Source organism: Streptomyces sp. NBC_00490 (assembly GCF_036013645.1).
Classification (GTDB): domain Bacteria; phylum Actinomycetota; class Actinomycetes; order Streptomycetales; family Streptomycetaceae; genus Streptomyces; species Streptomyces canus_F.
Genome location: NZ_CP107869.1, coordinates 2,050,892 through 2,068,134, shown reverse-complemented (window position 1 = coordinate 2,068,134; position 17,243 = coordinate 2,050,892). Strand labels below are relative to the sequence as shown.

Here is a 17,243-nt window from a genome sequence, read left to right as displayed (position 1 = left end):
AGGTGTGCGGACCCATCGTCAGACGGGCTGGTAAAAGCCGCCTGGAGCGCAGGTGAACTCGCAGCTCAGGCAGGCTGCTGGGCAGCGGCGATGCGCTCGGTGCGCAGCGCCTCGTACCACCGGTCGTCGGTGGGCGGCAGCGCGTTCACGTCGAGCGCCAGCTTCAGCAGCAGGTCGGCGATGAGCGGGTTGCGCGCCAGCACCGGGCCGTGCATGTACGTACCGAAGACGGTGTCGTTGTACGCGCCCTCCGTACCGTCGCCCGTGCCGTTGCCGTTGCCGAACTTGACGCGGGCGAGCGGGCGGGCCGTCGGTCCGAGGTGGGTGATGCCCTGGTGGTTCTCGAAGCCGGTCAGCGGGGGCAGACCGAGTCGCGGGTCGATGTCCCCGAGCACGTCACCGACGCACCGCGCGCCCTCGCCGCGCACCGAGACCACGTCCAGCAGCCCGAGGCCGGGCTCCCGCTGGCCGAGGTCGTTGATGAACTCGTGGCCGAGGATCTGGTAGCCGGCGCACACCGAGAAGACGATCGCGCCGTTCTCCACGGCCCGGTGCAGTCCGCCGTCCCGGCGCAGCCGCTCGGCCGCGAGCCGCTGCGGACGGTCCTCGCCGCCGCCGATGAGATAGATGTCCCCGGAGGTCGGGATCGGCTGGTCGCTGCGTACGTCGAGACGGGCCACGTCGAGACCGCGCTGTCGCGCCCGGCGCTCCACGACCAGGACGTTGCCCTGGTCGCCGTACGTGCTGAGCAGGTCGGGATAGATCCAGACGATCCGCAGCTGGTTGTCGCTCACAAAAGTCCCCTGAGTGTCAGTTGCCGACGCGGCGGCGCAGGTCCTGGAAGGCGGTGTAGTTCGCGATGACCTCGATGCGGCCCGGCGGGCACATCTGGACGGCCTGGTCGAGGTTCTCGCAGACCTGGAAGTGCTGGTTGGCGACCTCCAGGCGCACCGCGAGGTCCAGCTTCCGGTCGCCGACGACGCAGATCGGGTGCCCGGTGAGCCGCGTGTAGTCGACGTCCCACAGCCAGGAGGTGTCGGTGCCGTCGGCGCCGCGCGCGTTCACCGAGAGGATCACCGGGGTGGGCGGCGGATCGATCAGGCTGAACGTTTCGAGCCAGCCCGCGGGGTTTTTCGCGAGCAGCAGGCGCAGGTCCCGCTCCTGGAACTGCACGACGTCGTAGCGTCCGGCCACGGCCTGCACCTGGTACATGCGTTCCAGGGCGACCTGCGGGGGAACCCCGAAGACGGCGGCGACGGCGGCGGAGGAGGCGGCGTTGGCCTTGTTGGCGCGGCCGGGGAGCTGGAGGTGGATGGGCCACGCGGAGCCGTGCGGGTCGAGCACATGGTCCCCGGACAGCGCCCAGCTCGGCGTGGGCCGGCGGAAGCCGCACTCACCGCAGAACCAGTCGTCGCCGGGCCGCTGCATCACACCACCGCAGGACGGGCAGGACCAGGCGTCGTCCTTCCACATCTGTCCCGCGGCGACCCAGATCACATTGGGGGAGGAGGAGGCCGCCCACACGACGAGCGGGTCGTCGGCGTTGGCGATGATGACGGCCTTGCTGCCGGCCAGCCCCTCGCGCCAGTTCTCGGCGAGCATGCGGGTCTCGGCGGCCCGGTCCAGCTGGTCGCGGGAGAGGTTGAGCAGGGCGATGCACTTCGGGTCGGTGTCGCGGGCGACACCGGCGAGGTACTTCTCGTCGACCTCGATGACGCCGTAGCGCGCCTCCGAGCTGCCCGCGAGGGCCGAGGTGATGCCGGCCGGCATGTTGGCGCCGAGCGCGTTGGAGACGACGGGCCCGGCGGCGCGCAGGGCCTCCGCGATGAGCCGGGTCGTCGTGGTCTTCCCGTTGGTCGCCGACACCAGGACGACGTCCAGGTTCTGGGCGAGCCGGGCGAGAAGGTCGGGGTCGAGTTTGAGTGCCACCCGGCCGCCGATCACCGAACCGCTGCCGCGCCCCGCGGCGCGCGATGCCGCTGCGACCGCCTTACCGGCGGTCACGGCGATCTTGGCCCGCGGCGTGAGCGGGTCCGAGTTGCCTGCCATCAGTTCTCGATCCTCCTTGCGTACGCGCCGCGCCTGACGGCAACGTGGTGGTGGTCAGCCTATCGAGATCCATTCGCACTCCCGAATCCGTACCCTTGCCGACATGCGACACGGTTTGATTCCGGGCACCCGCGGACGCGTGCGGCCGATGACTCTCTTCGGCGATCCGGTACTGCACTCCCCCTGCGAGGACGTCACCGACTTCGGTCCCGAACTGGCGTCCCTGGTCGAGGATCTCTTCGCCACGATGTACGCCGCCCAGGGTGTCGGCCTGGCCGCGAACCAGGTGGGCGAGTCCCTGCGGGTCTTCGTCTTCGACTGCCCGGACGACGATGACGTACGACATCTGGGCCATGTGGTGAACCCGCGGCTGGTGGAGGCCGACGGTGTGGTGCTGCGCGGTCCGGAGGGCTGCCTGTCGCTGCCGGACCTGGAAGCGGGAACGGAACGGTACGACCACGCGGTGGTCGAGGGCTTCACGGTGGTGGGGGATCCGGTGCGCGTCCACGGCACAGGCTTCTTCGCCCGCTGCCTCCAGCACGAGTGCGACCACCTGGAGGGCCGGGTGTACGCGGACCACCTGACCGGCCGGCGCCGACGACGCTTGATGAGACAGGTGTCCCGAGCGCCCTGGCGCCGGAGCAGCTGACCCGCTCCAGGTGCGCGACCGGACCCCACCGGACCGGTGGACGGCACACCACCGTCAGAACCCCGGACCGCCGACCTTGTCCCCAGCCGCCGCGAGCCGTCCCCACAACAGATCGGCCAGACTCCGCACCAACTCGGCCCGCGAGCACGGCCGTTCCCCCAGCCACCAGTCCCCGGCGGCGTGCATCATCCCGACGATCCCGTGCCCCCACACCCGGGCCAACTGCTGCCCCCCGGGCCCGAGATCCAGCCGCTCCTCGATGACCTGGGCCAACTCCTCGCCCATCCGCCGAAGCAGCGGCACGGAGTGCTTCCCGACGTCGAACCCGGGTTCTCCGACCTGCCCGCCGTCCGCCGGATGCATCAGGAACCGGTACACCTGAGGCCGCGCCTCGATCGCCGCGAGATACGTGTCGAGCGTGGCCTCCACCCGCTCGCGCCGCTCCGCCGGAGCGTCCAGCGCGGCCCGCAGAGAATCCAGCAACGCGTCCGTATGCCTCTTGGCCAAAGCCGCGTAAAGTCCGCCCTTGTCACCGAAGTGACGGTAGAGGATCGGCTTGGTGATGCCTGCTTCCGCGGCGATCGCGTTCATGGAGGCCTGTGGTCCGTCACGCAGGACTACTCTGTCCGCGGCCTCCAGCAGCTCGCGCCGGCGGCGATCGGCGGACCGTTGCTGATCGGTCCGCTGCGTGGTGTCCATGAGCTCTCCCCACCCGTGCTGATTCGGTGACGCCTGCGCAAACTAACACTCACCATGCCCCACGCATCGAACGGGCTACCGAGCGGTCATCAGGAGTTGACTTTTCCTACCGACGGGTAACAGACTCGAGTTACCGCTAGTAACATTGCACGTGCGCCGCCGCTGGAGGGGACATGGCCGAGTTCACCATGGAGCTCAACGACGAACAGAGGGAGGTCCGGGACTGGTTGCACGGCTTCGCGGCCGATGTGATCCGGCCTGCGGCCGCCGAATGGGACGAGCGTGAGGAGACTCCCTGGCCGGTCATTCAGGAGGCCGCCAAGGTCGGTATCTACTCACTCGACTTCTACGCCCAGCAGTACTTCGACGCCACCGGCCTCGGTATTCCGATGGCCATGGAGGAGCTGTTCTGGGGCGACGCGGGCATCGCCCTGTCGATCGTCGGCACCGGGCTGGCCGCCGTGGGCGTCCTCGCCAACGGCACCGAGGAGCAGATCGGTACCTGGATCCCGCAGATGTACGGCGACGCGAACGACGTCAAGGTCGCCGCGTTCTGCTCCTCCGAGCCCGACGCCGGCTCGGACGTGGCCTCGATGCGCACCCGTGCGGTGTACGACGAGGCCAAGGACGAGTGGGTGCTCAACGGCACGAAGACCTGGGCGACCAACGGTGGTATCGCCAACGTCCACGTCGTCGTCGCGGTCATCGACTCCGAGCTCGGCTCCAAGGGCCACGCGTCCTTCATCATCCCGCCGAACACGCCCGGCCTGTCCCAGGGCCAGAAGTTCAAGAAGCACGGCATCCGCGCCTCCCACACCGCCGAGGTGGTGCTGGAGAACGTCCGCGTCCCGGGCTCCTGCCTCCTCGGCGGCAAGGAGAAGCTGGACGAGCGTCTGGCCCGCGCCCGTGAGCGCGCGAAGGCGGGCGGCGAGCGCGTGAAGAACGCGGCGATGGCCACGTTCGAGGCCTCCCGTCCGGCCGTCGGCGCGATGGCGGTGGGCACCGCCCGGGCCGCGTACGAGGTCGCCCTCGACTACGCCAAGACCCGTGAGCAGTTCGGCCGCCCGATCATCGACAACCAGGGCGTCGCCTTCCAGCTCGCCGACATGCGCACCTCCATCGACGCCGCCCGTCTCCTGGTCTGGCGTGCCTCCTGGATGGCCGTCAACGGCAAGCCGTTCACCGCGGCCGAGGGCTCGATGTCGAAGCTCTTCGCGAGCGAGACGGCGAAGAAGGTCACGGCCCAGGCGATCCAGATCCTCGGCGGCAACGGCTACACCCGGGAGTACCCGGTGGAGCGGATGCACCGTGACGCCGCGATCTACACCATCTTCGAGGGCACGAGCGAGATCCAGCGCCTGGTGATCGCCCGCACCCTGTCGGGGATGCCGATCCGCTAGCGCCGGCGGGGGCGCCGGCACGGCAGCCGGCGCCCCTACCCGATCTCCACCACCCGGGCCCAGTCGGGCGGGGAGTCCGGCACGTAGTCGGGATCGTCCTCGTCCCACGAAGCGGACCGCGGGAAGAGTCCCACCACCGTCCGGCACGGTGGCCGGGTGTCCGGCCAGGGTGTCTGGCCGTCCGTCAGGACCACCACGACATCGGGCCTGGGACGCGCCCGCAGTGCCCTGGCGAAGCCCGTCCGCAGATCCGTGCCCCCGCCGCCCGTCAGCGGGATGCCCTCGCCGCGGCAGAGCGGATGGATGAACTGGGCCGCCGCGTCGCACGGCAGCACCGAGACCAGGTCCCGTCGGCCGCCCACGGCACGCGCGATGGCGGCGACCTCCAGCAGCGCACTGCCCAGCTCGGCATCGCTGACCGACCCGGACGTGTCGATCACCACGCAGACCCGGGGCGGTCTGCGCCGCAGGCTCGGCAGCACGGCACCGGGCACGGAGGCCGAGCGCCGCGAAGGGCGGCCGTACGTGTAGTCCTCGCCCACGCCGGGCCCTGATGCCGCCGAGCGGACCGCCGCGCCCAGCAACTCCCGCCACTGCTGCGGCGGATGGAACGCGTCCTCCGCCCACCGCTGCCAGCCCTGCGGGGTCGTCCCCGGACGCGCGGTGATGCCCTGGGCCACCCGGAACCGGACCGCGTCCCGTTCCTGCTCGCTCAGGCCGTGCGCGCCCTTCGGCCCCAGGTCCCACTCCCGGTCCAGTCCGTCGGCGCCGCTGCCGCAGTCCAGCCAGGAGAGATCCTGCGTCAACGGCCCGAGCCGGAACTGGCGCAGGTAGTCCTCCATGAGCTGTCCGGCGGGCAGTCGCAGGGACTCCGGGCGGACCGCGCCCTCGGGCGGGACCAGGCCGTCGCCGAAGGCGTCGTCGTTGATCTCGCAGTCCGCGGCGATGTTCATCCGCAGCCGTTCCCCGGCTCCGGTCAGCCCGCGTTCCCGGGCCACCCGGTCCCCGCGCCCGTGATGGTCGCGCAGCAGGTGCGACACCTCGTGCACCCACACCCCGGCCAGCTCCTCGACGGGTGTCCGGTCCACGAACCCCGGTGAGACATAGCACCGCCAGTGCCGGTCGACGGCCATGGTCGGCACCCGTGCTGACGCGACGGTGTGCAGGGCGAACAGGGCCGTCGCGAGATAGGGCCGGGCCCGCGCGGCCTGGAGCCGGGCCGCGAAGAGCTTGTCGAGGTCCAGCGCCCCGCGCGCGTCCCCGCTCAACGACCCGCCCTCACCGCGGCCTTGGCGCGCGACGCCGCCTCGTCGGCCCGCCGGGACAGGGTCACCACCCCGGCGAGCTGCTCGATCGACGCAGGCACGTCCCAGTCCTCCTGCCGCAGCGAGGCGAGCGTGCTCGCGGGCACGACCACCAGGTCCGGCGCCCCGGTCTCCACCGCGCGCACCAGCAGCGCCCACGCGGCGTCCCAGCGGGCCCGGTCCGGCCGTGCGCGGACCGCCGCCACCACCCCGTCGAGCGCGGCCTGGCGCAGATCGCCCCGCTCGGGCAGCATCGCCCCCGTCGGATCGGCGAGCAGCAGTTCGGGGTCGGGCAGATCCATCCGGTCGACGCTCGCCAGCAGTTCGAGCCCCGGCCCGTCGCCCACGGTCCCCCGGACCAGCAGGGACAGCACATCCCGGGAGGAACCGGCCGCGGTCGCGAAGGCGATCAGGCTCAGCGTCATGTCCCAGCTGCGGGGCGAGGGCCAGGGGCCGCCCCGGCGGGTCTCGCTGTTCGGCAGCCGGTGCACGAGCGCGGGGCGGGCGGCGAGCAGCCCGCACACCGCACGCCGTGCGAAGTCCACGGCCTCCGGCAGCTTCTCCGGGGCGAGCCGAGGCAGCGTCGCCCGGGGCCAGGTCCCGCCGAGACCGCGTACGACGACCTCGTGGTCGTGGGTCCACTGCAGATGCACGAACCGGTTGGCCAGCGGCGGGCTCAGCTCCCAGCCGTCGGCCGCCGAGGAGCGCGGGTTGGCGGCGGCCACGATCCGGACCCCGGGCGGCAGTCGAAGGGCGCCGATCCGCCGCTCCAGCACCAGCCGGAGCAGGGCGGCCTGCACGGCGGGCGGCGCGGTGGACAGCTCGTCCAGGAAGAGCAGGCCCCGGCCGGCCCGGACCAGGCGTACGGCCCAGTCCGGCGGGGCCATGGGGACGCCCTGTTCCGCGGGGTCGTCGCCCACGACGGGCAGCCCCGAGAAGTCGGAGGGCTCGTGCACGCTGGCGATCACGGTGGTCAGCGGCAGGTCCAGGGCCGTGGCGAGCTGGGTCAGGGCCGCGGTCTTGCCGATGCCGGGCTCGCCCCACAGCAGCACGGGCAGATCCGCGGCCACGGCCAGGGTCAGGGCCTCCAGCTGGATGTCGGGGCGCGGCTCGGTGGTGGTGTCGCGCAGCAGGGTCAACAGGTCACTGGCGACGTCGAGTTGGGAGACGGGAGCGCAAGTGGTCATAGGTCATCACCTTGGGTGGCAGGGAGAGGTGCGAGAAAGGCGGTGCGAGGAAGGGGGTACGACGGTCAGCCGCGGGTGGCGAGGCGCGGGTGCGAGCGATGGGCGCGCGGACGAGGCTCGTCCTGGGGGAGGCGACGGGGCCCGGGGCCGATGAGGCCGGCCCTGAACAGCCCGTAGACGATCCGCTGTTGTGCGGCCGCCTCCAGCTCGTCCCGCAGCGCACCGCCGCGCAGCACCGCGTCGGGGCCGAGCAGCCCCTCCACGACGGCCAGCGCACCGGAGACGTCCCCGTGGGCGAGGCGTCCACGGACGTCGTCGAGGCACTCCGGATGCCGGTGCGTCTCGTCTATGACCCGCAGACAGGGCAACGGCGTGCCGCTCAGCGCGGCCAGCAGTTCCTCCCGCCGGACCTCGTCCGGATCGTGGTCCAGCGGGGCCAGCACCCCGTCGACCAGGCCGATCCGGTGCAGGGCGCCCCGGCAGTCGACGAGCCGGGGCCGTCCCGCCGGATCCGGCGCCGCGCCCGCGGCATCCGGCACATGTCCCGGTACGAGGGCGGGGGCGACCAGCGGATGCAGCCGCCCGGCCTCGATCGCACCGGCGCGCAGCAACTCCAGGTCGGGCAGTACCCAGGTCGCCGCGTCGGGCAGCACCGGCAGCGCGGAGGCCCCGGCAGATCGGGACGCCTCGGTGATCCGCATCACCGGCGGCGGCGGCCCGTCCCGGTCGGCGGCCAGGTCGAGGGCCAGCCGCTGCCGGGCCCCGCACCGCACGACCACGCGACCGCCGGAACGGCCCTCGGCGCGGAGCAGGATCGCGGCCTCGGCAGCCCACCTGTCGACGGCACAGCGGCGCCCCGTCGGAACCAGCCGCAGGACGGCCGGATCCGTGACGGGAGGGTCGTCGACTCCTGAGCGGACCCGCAGCTCATCGGCCCTGCGCGCGTCCCACAGATGACGGTGCAGGTCGAGCCGGTAGCGCCGGTGGGGCGGGGGATGCGGATGGCGGCCACCACCGGCCCCGGAGCCGGGCGAGCCGTCCCACAGCGCGAGACTGATCCGCTGCCCGGCATCCGCCCAGGCGGGCGGGGTCCGCACCACGAGGTGTACCGGACGCTCGCCGGCACGGTCGTAGCGGGCCAGCGTGAGGGTCACGCCCGGGCGCAGCAGCCCGTCGGGAGCGATCCTCGGCATGTGCCAGCGCAGCAGATCGGGAGCCAGATGGCGGAGATCGGCCCGGACCCGGGCGGCGAGTTCCGCGCCATGGACGCGCGCCACGGTACGCGGCTGGACATCGACATCGAACCCCGCGGCGGCACAGGCACCGCCCCAGTCACCGGCGAGGCGACGAGCGGTCGCGGTCTCGATCATGGACGGCGGCACGGCGAACTCGCGCACGCGCAGCCAGAAGGAAAGGCGGGAATCCCCGGTCACGGGCGAAGTGAGCATCAGCACTCACCTTGCGCGGACGGGTCCCCCAATCTGTGAACGGAGTGAATGGTCATCGAGCCGATCGTAGCCTCAACTCCCACCGTGTCAACGGTGTTTCAGCGGCGTCAGCTGCTCGATGTCGTACCGTCCGCGCAGTTCCTCGATCGCCGCGTCGTCCGGCGGGCCCCCGTCGCCGAGGATCTCCAGGAGCTCCTCGAAGTACCGCTCGTGGTCCGGCGGCGGGGACGCCTGGAAGAACATCTTGGCGGGGGAGTCCGTCGGGTTCGCGAACGCGTGAGGGCAGCCGGGCGGTACGACGACGACCGTCCCCGGCGTCGCGCGCACCACCCGGCTGCCCGAACTCGACTCCCAGCGCTGCCAGTTGTCGGGGGTGCGGATCAGCGGCTCGAAGGCGAGGACGTCCAGCTCGCCTTCGAGGACGTAGAACAACTCCTCGCTGCGGGTGTGCACATGGGCGCCCACATCGAAGCCGGGCGGCACGATCACCTCGAAGGTGGACGCCGTCCGGGAGTGCGAGCCCGTCACCTTGAAGGTCACGTGCTGGGCCGGGGCCCGGACGACCCGGCCGTGCCCCGGCGGCACCAGGAGCCCTTCGGTAGCCGTCACCACGTCACCGGGAGGGACTCGGGACCACGGATCAACGCGCCCTTCCTGAAGGGCACCTGTTCCTGCGGCACCGCCAGCCTCAGACCCGGAAGACGGTCCAGCAGAGCGTCGACCAGCAGCTCGGACTCCAGCCGGGCCAGCATGCCGCCGGGGCAGTAGTGCGGGCCGAAGCCGAAGGACACATGGGGGTTGGGGCTGCGGGAGAAGTCGATCGTCTCCGGGTAGGGGAAGACACCCGGGTCGCGGTTCGCGGACAGGTACGACACGTAGACCGCGTCGCCCGCCCGGATCCGTACGCCCTGGATCCCGACGTCCTCCAGGGCGATCCGGGACAGACCGACCGCGTTGCGGTGCGGGATGTAGCGCAGCAGTTCGTCGATGGCCCGGGGGCGGATGTCCGGTTCGGTGCGCAGCCGGTCGGCGAGGTCCGGGCGGGTGAGCAGCAGGTAGAACATCTGGCCGCTGTTGTTGGTCACCGCCTCGCCGCCGATCTGGAGCAGGACCGCGAGGCCCACCGCCTCCTCCAGGGTCACCTCACCGCGCCCCACGGCCGCCCCGAGCAGGGACGCCACGTCCTCGCCGGTGCTGCCCTCCCGGAGCCCGATGAGGTCGGCGAAGTAGGCGCCCATCTCGTTCCTGGCCTTCTCGCTGACGTTCTTGCCGTGCGAGGAGGACAGGATCAGCTGGGTCCAGGTGTGCATGCCGTGCCGGTCGGCGGCCGGGACGCCCATCAGCTCGCAGATCACCGCGATGGGGAACGGCGTCAGGACGGTGGCCGTCAGATCGGCCGGCGGACCGTCCTGCAGCAGTTCGTCGACCAGTTCGTCCAGCATCCGCCGGGATCTCTCGCGGATCCGCTCCACGCCCTTCGCGGTGAACGCGGCGGCCACCGAGCGGCGCAGCCGGGTGTGGTCCGGCGGGTCCAGGAAGCCCACCGCGCCGCGGGCCGGGATGAAGTGCGGGGCGAGCCGGGTGACCTCGGGCTGGTCCATGACGGCCTCGCGGCTGAAGCGGGGGTCGTTGGTCACCATCCGTACGTCCTCGTACCGGGTGACCAGCCAGGCCCAGCCCTCGCCGTTGGGCAGCTGGATCCGGGTGACGGGGCCCTCACGCATCAGCTCGGTGAGCACCGGGTCGAAGTCCACGCCGTTCAGGTCGAGCGCGGGCCAGTGCCGGATGGGGGGCAGGATCTCGGTGATCGTCTCTTCGGTCATGTCATGCCGTCTCTGCGTAGCGCTGCCAGCGGCCCAGGGCCATTTCCGCGGTGATGCCGGGTCCGAACCCGGCGAGCAGCCCGCGCGCCCGGTCGTGCGCGCCGCCCTCGTCGAACAGCCGGCGCAGCGCGTCCAGTACGACGGCGCTGGCGATGTTGCCGTACTCGGTGAGGGTGGCCCGGCTGAAGCGGAAGGCGTCCGGGTCGACCTGGAGGAACGTGCTGAGGTCGTCGAGTATTCGGGGTCCGCCCGCGTGGACGATGTAGAAGTCCAGGTCGGCGGCGTCCCAGCCGTGCAGCCCCGCGAGGTCCCGGAGTGCGGGCGCGAGCGGCTCCATGGTGGCCGGCACCCGCTTGTCCAGCTGGAAGTGGAATCCGGTGGCCCGGACGTCATACATGATCCACTCTTCGGTCTTGGGGATCAGGTACGACCCGTTGCGCTCCAGCGAGATCCCCTCGCCGCCCCGTCCGCGCACCACGGCGGCGGCGATCCCGTCCCCGAACAGCCCGTTGGAGAGCAGGTTCCCGATGCCGAGGTCGGTGGGCTGGTAGCACAGCGAGCAGAACTCACAGGCGACGATGAGGGCGTTGGCCTCGGGGTAGGCCGTGCAGAAGTCGTGCGCCCGGTTGATCGCGGCCCCGCCGGCCGCGCAGCCCAGCTGGGCTATGGGGAGCTGCCGGGTGGTGCTCTCGAAGCCCATCTCGTTGATCAGCCAGGCCGTCAGCGAGGGCATCATGAAGCCCGTGCAGGACACGTAGATGATGACATCGATGTCGCTGGTCAGAACCCCGGCGTCGTCGAGCGCCCGCTGCACCACGGCCGGCACCCGCGCCTTCGCCTCGGCCACGTAGACCTTGTTGCGATCCTCGAAGCCCGGGTGCTTCAGCGTCTCCTCGATGGGCTGCACGATGTGGCGGGTGCGGACCCCGGTGTTCTCGATCAGCCGGAGGGCCAGAGCCAGTTGGGGATGGTCGGAGTGCCGGGAGCGAGCCAGCTCCAGCGTCTCCTCCATCGTGATCACGTACTCCGGGACGGACACCGAGGGTCTGCACAACGTCGCCATGAACCGTGCCTGCCTTCACCTCAGGGAGTGGTCCAGTCCACGATCACCTGAGACTCCGACGACTTCGCGCGGGACTACGCCAAACGCGCGATCACCGGACGCGCCCCGAAGGGGCGCGGGGAACTGCGCGAGCAACCAGCGACAACCCGCACCCGGCAGCGAACAGGAACCCCTACGGCGCACTCCCGCTGCTGTGCGCGATGCACGCCACATCGATACGATCCGCAAGCTTCGCGAGCTCGATGGTCAACGCCGCCACCGTGTCCTCGTCGAGCCCGTCCTCCCCGGCCTCGACAAGATGCAGCCACCGCCCACCCACGGTCCGCAGAAGCTTGCTCACATCGGCCGCAGCCACCTGCAAGGTCCCGCGGTCATCGACGATCAGAGGCAAAGTCACTTCGCGGTTCACATCGGGGATGTTAGCCGCGCAAGCGTCACGCTCCGTGCCAAACCGTCGTGATGTTGCAGAACTCGCGGATTCCGTGCCCGGACAGCTCACGCCCGTACCCGGACCGCTTCACCCCGCCGAAGGGGAACGCCGGATGCGAGGCGGTCATGCCGTTGAAGAACACGCCGCCGGCCTCCAGATCCCGGGCGAACCGGTCGACCTCGGCCTCGTCCCGGGTCCACACGTTCGAACTCAGTCCGAAGGGTGAGTCGTTGGCGATGAGCAGGGCCTCGTCGAGGTCGCCCGCGCGGTACAGCGTGGCGACCGGCCCGAAGGCCTCCTCGCGGTGGATCCGCATCTCGCGGGTGATGTCGGCGAGCACGGTCGGCGGGTAGTACCAGCCGTCCCCGTCGGGCCGCTCCCCGCCGCACAGCACGCTCGCGCCGCCGCGCCTGGCGTCGTCGACGAGCTCCTCCAGATCGGCCCGCCCCCGCTCGCTCGAGAGCGGACCGACGTCCGTCGACTCCTCCAGCGGATCGCCGACCTTCAGTGCCTTCATGCCCTCGACGAACCGTTCGGCGAAGGCGTCGTACACGTCCGTGTGGACGATGAACCGCTTGGCGGCGATGCAGGACTGCCCGTTGTTCTGGACACGTGCCGTGACCGCGATCCGGGCGGCCCGGTCGATGTCGGCGGAGGGCATGACCACGTACGGGTCGCTGCCGCCGAGCTCCAGCACGGTCTTCTTCACCATGTCCCCGCACACCGACGCGACCGCCCGCCCGGCGGGCTCACTGCCGGTGAGTGTCGCCGCCTTGACACGTTCGTCCCGCAGGATCTCCTCGACCTCGGCGGAGCCGATCAGGAGGGTCTGGAAGGTGCCCTCCGAGTAGCCGGCCTGGTGGAAGAGGTCCTCCAGGAAGAGGGCGGTCTGGGGGACGTTGGAGGCGTGCTTGAGGAGACCGACGTTGCCGGCCATGAGCGCGGGCGCGGCGAACCGGATCACCTGCCAGAGCGGGAAGTTCCACGGCATCACCGCGAGCACCGGGCCCAGGGGGCGGTAGCGCACGTGGGCCCGGGACGCGCCCGAGTCCTTGACGTCGTCGTCGGCCGGCACCTCGTCGGCCAGCAGCGACTCGGCGTGCTCGGCGTACCAGCGCATCGCCTTGGCGCACTTGGCGACCTCCGCGCGGGCCTGCTTGATCGGCTTGCCCATCTCGGTGGTCATGATCCGGGCGATGTCCGGCTGCAACCCGTCGAGCAGCCCGGCGGCCCGGTGCAGCAGCCGGGCGCGTTCGGCGAAGGGCGTCGTCCGGTAGGTGCGGAACGTGGCCTCCGCGAGCTGGAGCCTGCGCTCGATCTCCTCGGGGCCCATGGCCTCGTATGTCTTGAGCGTCTCGCCGTTCGCAGGGTTCACCGTCGCGATGGGCATGACCGACCTCCTGGGCAGCGGACTGTGTTTCGACCTTCCCGCGCGGCGGCGCCCGCCGCAACGTGTCAGGGCGAGTGCTCCGCCAGCCGGTCGAGAAACGTGGTCTGCGCCGTGACGATCACGGCCCGGGCCCGGTCCAGGGCGAACCACGCGACGCGGTCCAGTTCGGGGAAGTCCTGCTCCTGGCCCGACTTCGGCGGCCACTCCATCCGGAAGGTGCCCGGCACGACGGTCGCCGGATCGAGGTCCGCCTCGATCGCCCACGCCGTGACGACCTTGCCGTTGGTCTGCTTCACCTCGCCCAGCGCCACGGCCTCCCCGTCGGGCGGCGGCAGGCCGAGCTCCTCCTGGAACTCGCGCCGGGCGGCGTCCCAGGCGGACTCCTCGGCGGCTACGTACTCGCCCTTCGGGACCGTCCAGGCCCCGGCGTCGCGGCGCGCGAAGAACGGGCCGCCCATATGGCCCAGCAACACCTCGAGGCCGCCGTCAGTGTGCCGGAACAACAGCAGGCCGGCGCTCGTCCTCATGACCTCACCCCCGGATGCCTCACGGCTTGACTCCCGGGTGCGCGGCCAGCAGCGTCTCCACCGTGTCGGCCTCCTCCGGCCGTTTGTCCTCCCGGTAGCGGACCACGCGGGCGAAACGGAGCGTGACGCCGGCCGGGTAGCGGGTGGACCTCTGGAGACCGTCGTAGGCGATCTCCACGACCAGTTCGGGGCGTACGGTCACCACATAGCTGTCCGTGTCGACGGCCAGCTCCTGGAGCCGCTCGGTCTGCCAGGTCAGCATCGCGTCGGTCATGCCCTTGAAGGTCTTGCCGAGCATCGCGAAGCCGCCGTCGGCGGTGCGGGCGCCGAGGTGGAGGTTGGAGAGCTTGCCCGTGCGGCGGCCGTGGCCCCACTCGGCCGCCAGGACCACCAGGTCGAGGGTGTGCACGGGCTTGACCTTCAGCCAGGACGCGCCCCGGCGGCCCGCGCTGTACGGGGCGTCGAGGGACTTCACCACCACGCCCTCGTGGCCGCGCTCCAGCGTCTCGGCGAGGAAGGCCTCGGCCGCGCCGGCGTCCTCCGGGCCGGACACCGGCGTCCTCCGCACGCGCATCGGCTCGGGGACCAGCCGCGCCAGCTCCGCGTGCCGTTCGGTGAAGGGGAGGTCCAGCAGGTCGCGGTCGTCGACGGACAGGGCGTCGAAGAAGACGGGGGAGACGGGGACCTCGGCGGCGGCCGTCGTCACGTCCACCCGGGAGCCGACGCGTCCGGCCGTCTCCTGGAAGGAACGCGGTCGTCCTTCCGCGTCGAAGGAGATGACCTCCCCGTCCAGAATGAAACGCTCGCCTCTCAACGCCAGTGCGGCAGCCGTCAGTTCGGGCAGCCGGTCGGTGATCTCGTCGAGGGTGCGGGTGTAGATCCGTACGTCGGCGCCGCTGCGATGGACCTGGACCCGGATGCCGTCCAGCTTCTCCTCGACCACGCACGCGCCCAGCTTGTCGACCGCCTCGGCCACCGAGGACGCGCTGTGCGCCAGCATCGGCAGGACCGGGCGGCCGACGGTGAGCCGGAAGCGCTCCAGAGCGGCGGGGCCGTCCGCGAGCAGGGCCTCGGCGACCGTCTGGAGGGAACCCGCGAGCATCACCGCCCGGCGGACGTCGGCCGGCGGTGCCTGTGTCGCCTGCGCGAGCCCCTCCGTGGCGACCGCGTCCAGCGCCCCCTGCCGTACCTCGCCGCTGATCAGCCCGAACAGGAACCGCTGCTCGTCCTCGGTGGCCGCGCCCATCAACTCCCCGACCAGCCGGGCCCGTTCGGCCTGCGAGCCGGTACCCGAGACCTTGCCGAGCTCGGTGAACAGGGCGTCCACGTCACGGACGGCCAGGCTCGGCACGGCGGCCGGGGCGACCGGGCGGCTCAGCACCTTCCAGCCCACCCCGAGCCGCCCCTGCGGCAGCCGTCCCGCCAGATACGGGATCACGACCGGCACGTCGTCCGGCTCGGCCTCCCGGAACAGCTCGGCGAGCAGCGCGATCTTCTTCGAGCGCGCCGAGGTCGCGGCGACCTCCTGGGACACCTGGGCCAGCCGGGCAAGCAGCATGCACCCAGGGTGCGGCACGCTTCGCTGGATTTCACGGCGAAGGACGGGTTGCGTTTTGTCCGCGGACGCGTTGTGGCTGGTCGCGCCACTAGGGCCTTGCGTCGAGGTCCGCCATCAGCAGCTCCCCATTGATCGTGGCCCCGGCCCGGTAGCCGCCCGCCGCCGCGTTGATCACCTGCTCGCCGAAGCCCATCGCGTTGCCGGCAGCCCAGACCCCGGGCACGGTGGTCTGGCCGGTCGGGTCGACGACGGGGTACGAACCGAAGGGGGTCTCGTCCAGCTGCGCGCCGAGCCGCGCGAGAAGATCCGTCCGGGGGACGGCCCGGGGGGCGGTGAAGACGACCTCGCGTGCCAACGTCCTGCCGTCCTTCAGGCGTACGGCCGTGAGGCGGTCCTCGGCCACTACCAGCTCGGCGACCTCGCCGGGCACGACCTTCACGCTCGCGGCGGCGAGCCTGCGCACGTCGTCGGCCGACAGGTCGGTCTCCGCGAGCTCGTGCAGGAAGAGCGTCACGTCCTTCGACCACTGCGACACCATCAGCGCCTGGTGGACGCTCAGCGGGGTGGTCGCCAGTACGCCGAAGGCCTGGTCGCGGACCTCCCAGCCGTGGCAGTACGGGCAGTGCAGCACGTCCCGGCCGAAGCGCTCGGCGACGCCGGGCACGCGCGGGAGCTCGTCCTTGAGGCCGGTCGCGATCACGAGGCGCCGGGCCCGGACCGTGCGGCCGCTCGCCAGCGTCACGGTGAAGTCGGCGGTGACATCCAGCGCGCGGTCCGCCACGAGCTCGACGCCGTACCGTGCGATCTCCTCCCGGCCGAGCGCCAGGAACTCGGCGGGCGGCATGCCGTCCCGTGTCAGATAGCCCTGCATGTGCGCGGCGGGCGCGTTGCGCGGCTCGCCCGCGTCGATGACGAGGGTGCGGCGCCGGGCCCGGCCCAGGACGAGAGCCGCGGACAGGCCCGCCGCGCCGCCGCCGATCACGATCACTTCGTAGGTCTCGCTTGTCTCCGTCATGCCGACACGGTCGTCCCGTGGATGCGGGATTGACAAACTTCTTTGCTGATTCTGCAATATGCGACATGACTACCGATGACGTTCTCGCGGAGGTCGGGCCCCGGCTGCGACGGATCCGGAAGGACCGGGAGGTGACGCTCGCGGCGCTCTCCGAGTCGACAGGGATCTCCGTGAGCACCTTGTCCCGGCTGGAGTCCGGTCTGCGCAAGCCCAGCCTGGAGCTGCTGCTGCCGATCGCGCAGGCCCATCAGGTGCCGCTCGACGAGCTGATCGGGACCCCCGCGGTGGGGGACCCGCGGGTGCGGTCCAAGCCGCTCGTGCGGCACGGGCGCACCTACTGGCCGCTCACCCGGCAGCCCGGCGGGCTCCAGGCGTACAAGGTGCTGGTGCCGCAGGGCAGGGAGGAGCCCGAGCCGCGCACCCATGAGGGCTACGAGTGGCTGTACGTGCTGGCGGGCCGGCTGCGGATGGTGCTGGGCGAGCACGACGTGGTGCTCGCGGCCGGGGAGGCGGCCGAGTTCGACACGCGGGTGCCGCACTGGTTCGGGTCGACGGGGGAGGGGCCGGTGGAGTTCCTGAGCCTGTTCGGTCCGCAGGGCGAGCGGATGCACGTACGGGCGCAGCCCCGGAGGTCATGAGGCCGGCCTGACTCCGGCGTGATGCCCGCTACTGTTCCGCGGCGGGCTGTTCCCTGATGGGCA

At 71.6% G+C, this 17,243-nt stretch carries 17 protein-coding genes; 3 read left to right on the top strand and 14 right to left on the bottom strand.

Features of this window, described 5'->3' with window-relative positions:
- Positions 1–65: 65 nt before the first annotated feature.
- Both OG381_RS09235 and OG381_RS09230 read right to left on the bottom strand, forming a co-directional pair.
- Entirely contained in the window at positions 66–794 is a 729-nt protein-coding gene (locus tag OG381_RS09235) for a type 1 glutamine amidotransferase (protein WP_327715642.1), read from the bottom strand.
- Between the two features lie 16 nt (positions 795–810).
- Complete coding sequence (locus OG381_RS09230) at positions 811–2,049, bottom strand: MurT ligase domain-containing protein (RefSeq protein WP_046257292.1); 1,239 nt, start codon at positions 2,047–2,049, stop codon at positions 811–813.
- A 103-nt stretch (positions 2,050–2,152) separates the two neighbouring features.
- On the opposite strand from OG381_RS09230, the gene def reads away from it, so the two are divergent.
- A complete protein-coding gene (gene def / locus OG381_RS09225) occupies positions 2,153–2,698 on the top strand; it encodes a peptide deformylase (RefSeq protein ID WP_327715641.1) in 546 nt (181 codons plus the stop codon).
- Positions 2,699–2,752: 54 nt separating this feature from the next.
- Here def and OG381_RS09220 read toward each other — a convergent pair whose 3' ends face one another.
- Complete coding sequence (locus OG381_RS09220; RefSeq protein ID WP_327715640.1) at positions 2,753–3,397, bottom strand: TetR family transcriptional regulator; 645 nt, start codon at positions 3,395–3,397, stop codon at positions 2,753–2,755.
- A 173-nt stretch (positions 3,398–3,570) separates the two neighbouring features.
- Here OG381_RS09220 and OG381_RS09215 point away from each other — a divergent pair, with 173 nt between their 5' ends.
- Positions 3,571–4,797, top strand: coding sequence for an acyl-CoA dehydrogenase family protein (locus tag OG381_RS09215; RefSeq protein ID WP_327715639.1), 1,227 nt, complete (start codon positions 3,571–3,573; stop codon positions 4,795–4,797).
- Positions 4,798–4,832: 35 nt separating this feature from the next.
- Here OG381_RS09215 and OG381_RS09210 read toward each other — a convergent pair whose 3' ends face one another.
- From OG381_RS09210 to OG381_RS09160, 11 genes are all read right to left on the bottom strand, one after another.
- Positions 4,833–6,065: a vWA domain-containing protein gene (locus OG381_RS09210; protein WP_327715638.1), complete on the bottom strand. Its 1,233-nt coding sequence runs from the start codon at positions 6,063–6,065 to the stop codon at positions 4,833–4,835.
- Positions 6,062–7,288, bottom strand: coding sequence for an AAA family ATPase (locus OG381_RS09205; RefSeq protein WP_327715637.1), 1,227 nt, complete (start codon positions 7,286–7,288; stop codon positions 6,062–6,064). The genes OG381_RS09210 and OG381_RS09205 overlap by 4 nt, the downstream gene beginning before the upstream one ends.
- Before the next feature lie 65 nt (positions 7,289–7,353).
- A complete protein-coding gene (locus OG381_RS09200) occupies positions 7,354–8,736 on the bottom strand; it encodes a hypothetical protein (protein WP_327715636.1) in 1,383 nt (460 codons plus the stop codon).
- Between the two features lie 87 nt (positions 8,737–8,823).
- Entirely contained in the window at positions 8,824–9,345 is a 522-nt protein-coding gene (locus tag OG381_RS09195) for a cupin domain-containing protein (protein WP_327715635.1), read from the bottom strand.
- A complete protein-coding gene (locus OG381_RS09190) occupies positions 9,342–10,559 on the bottom strand; it encodes a cytochrome P450 (protein WP_327715634.1) in 1,218 nt (405 codons plus the stop codon). Before OG381_RS09190 ends, OG381_RS09195 begins: the two co-directional genes overlap by 4 nt.
- A 1-nt stretch (position 10,560) precedes the next feature.
- Entirely contained in the window at positions 10,561–11,622 is a 1,062-nt protein-coding gene (locus OG381_RS09185) for a type III polyketide synthase (protein WP_327715633.1), read from the bottom strand.
- A gap of 172 nt (positions 11,623–11,794) precedes the next feature.
- The gene (locus OG381_RS09180) at positions 11,795–12,031 is read right to left on the bottom strand and encodes a DUF6213 family protein (RefSeq protein WP_234762360.1); all 237 of its coding nucleotides are present in this window, start codon (positions 12,029–12,031) and stop codon (positions 11,795–11,797) included.
- A 25-nt stretch (positions 12,032–12,056) separates the two neighbouring features.
- Entirely contained in the window at positions 12,057–13,442 is a 1,386-nt protein-coding gene (locus tag OG381_RS09175; protein WP_327715631.1) for an NADP-dependent succinic semialdehyde dehydrogenase, read from the bottom strand.
- A gap of 65 nt (positions 13,443–13,507) precedes the next feature.
- Positions 13,508–13,969, bottom strand: coding sequence for an NUDIX domain-containing protein (locus OG381_RS09170; RefSeq protein WP_327715630.1), 462 nt, complete (start codon positions 13,967–13,969; stop codon positions 13,508–13,510).
- A gap of 19 nt (positions 13,970–13,988) precedes the next feature.
- Entirely contained in the window at positions 13,989–15,527 is a 1,539-nt protein-coding gene (locus OG381_RS09165; RefSeq protein WP_327715629.1) for an ATP-dependent DNA ligase, read from the bottom strand.
- Between the two features lie 88 nt (positions 15,528–15,615).
- A complete protein-coding gene (locus OG381_RS09160) occupies positions 15,616–16,542 on the bottom strand; it encodes an NAD(P)/FAD-dependent oxidoreductase (RefSeq protein ID WP_327715628.1) in 927 nt (308 codons plus the stop codon).
- 65 nt (positions 16,543–16,607) lie between these two features.
- On the opposite strand from OG381_RS09160, the gene OG381_RS09155 reads away from it, so the two are divergent.
- On the top strand, positions 16,608–17,180 hold the full coding sequence (locus tag OG381_RS09155; RefSeq protein WP_307033802.1) for a helix-turn-helix domain-containing protein: 573 nt from the start codon (positions 16,608–16,610) through the stop codon (positions 17,178–17,180).
- Positions 17,181–17,243 lie beyond the last annotated feature (63 nt).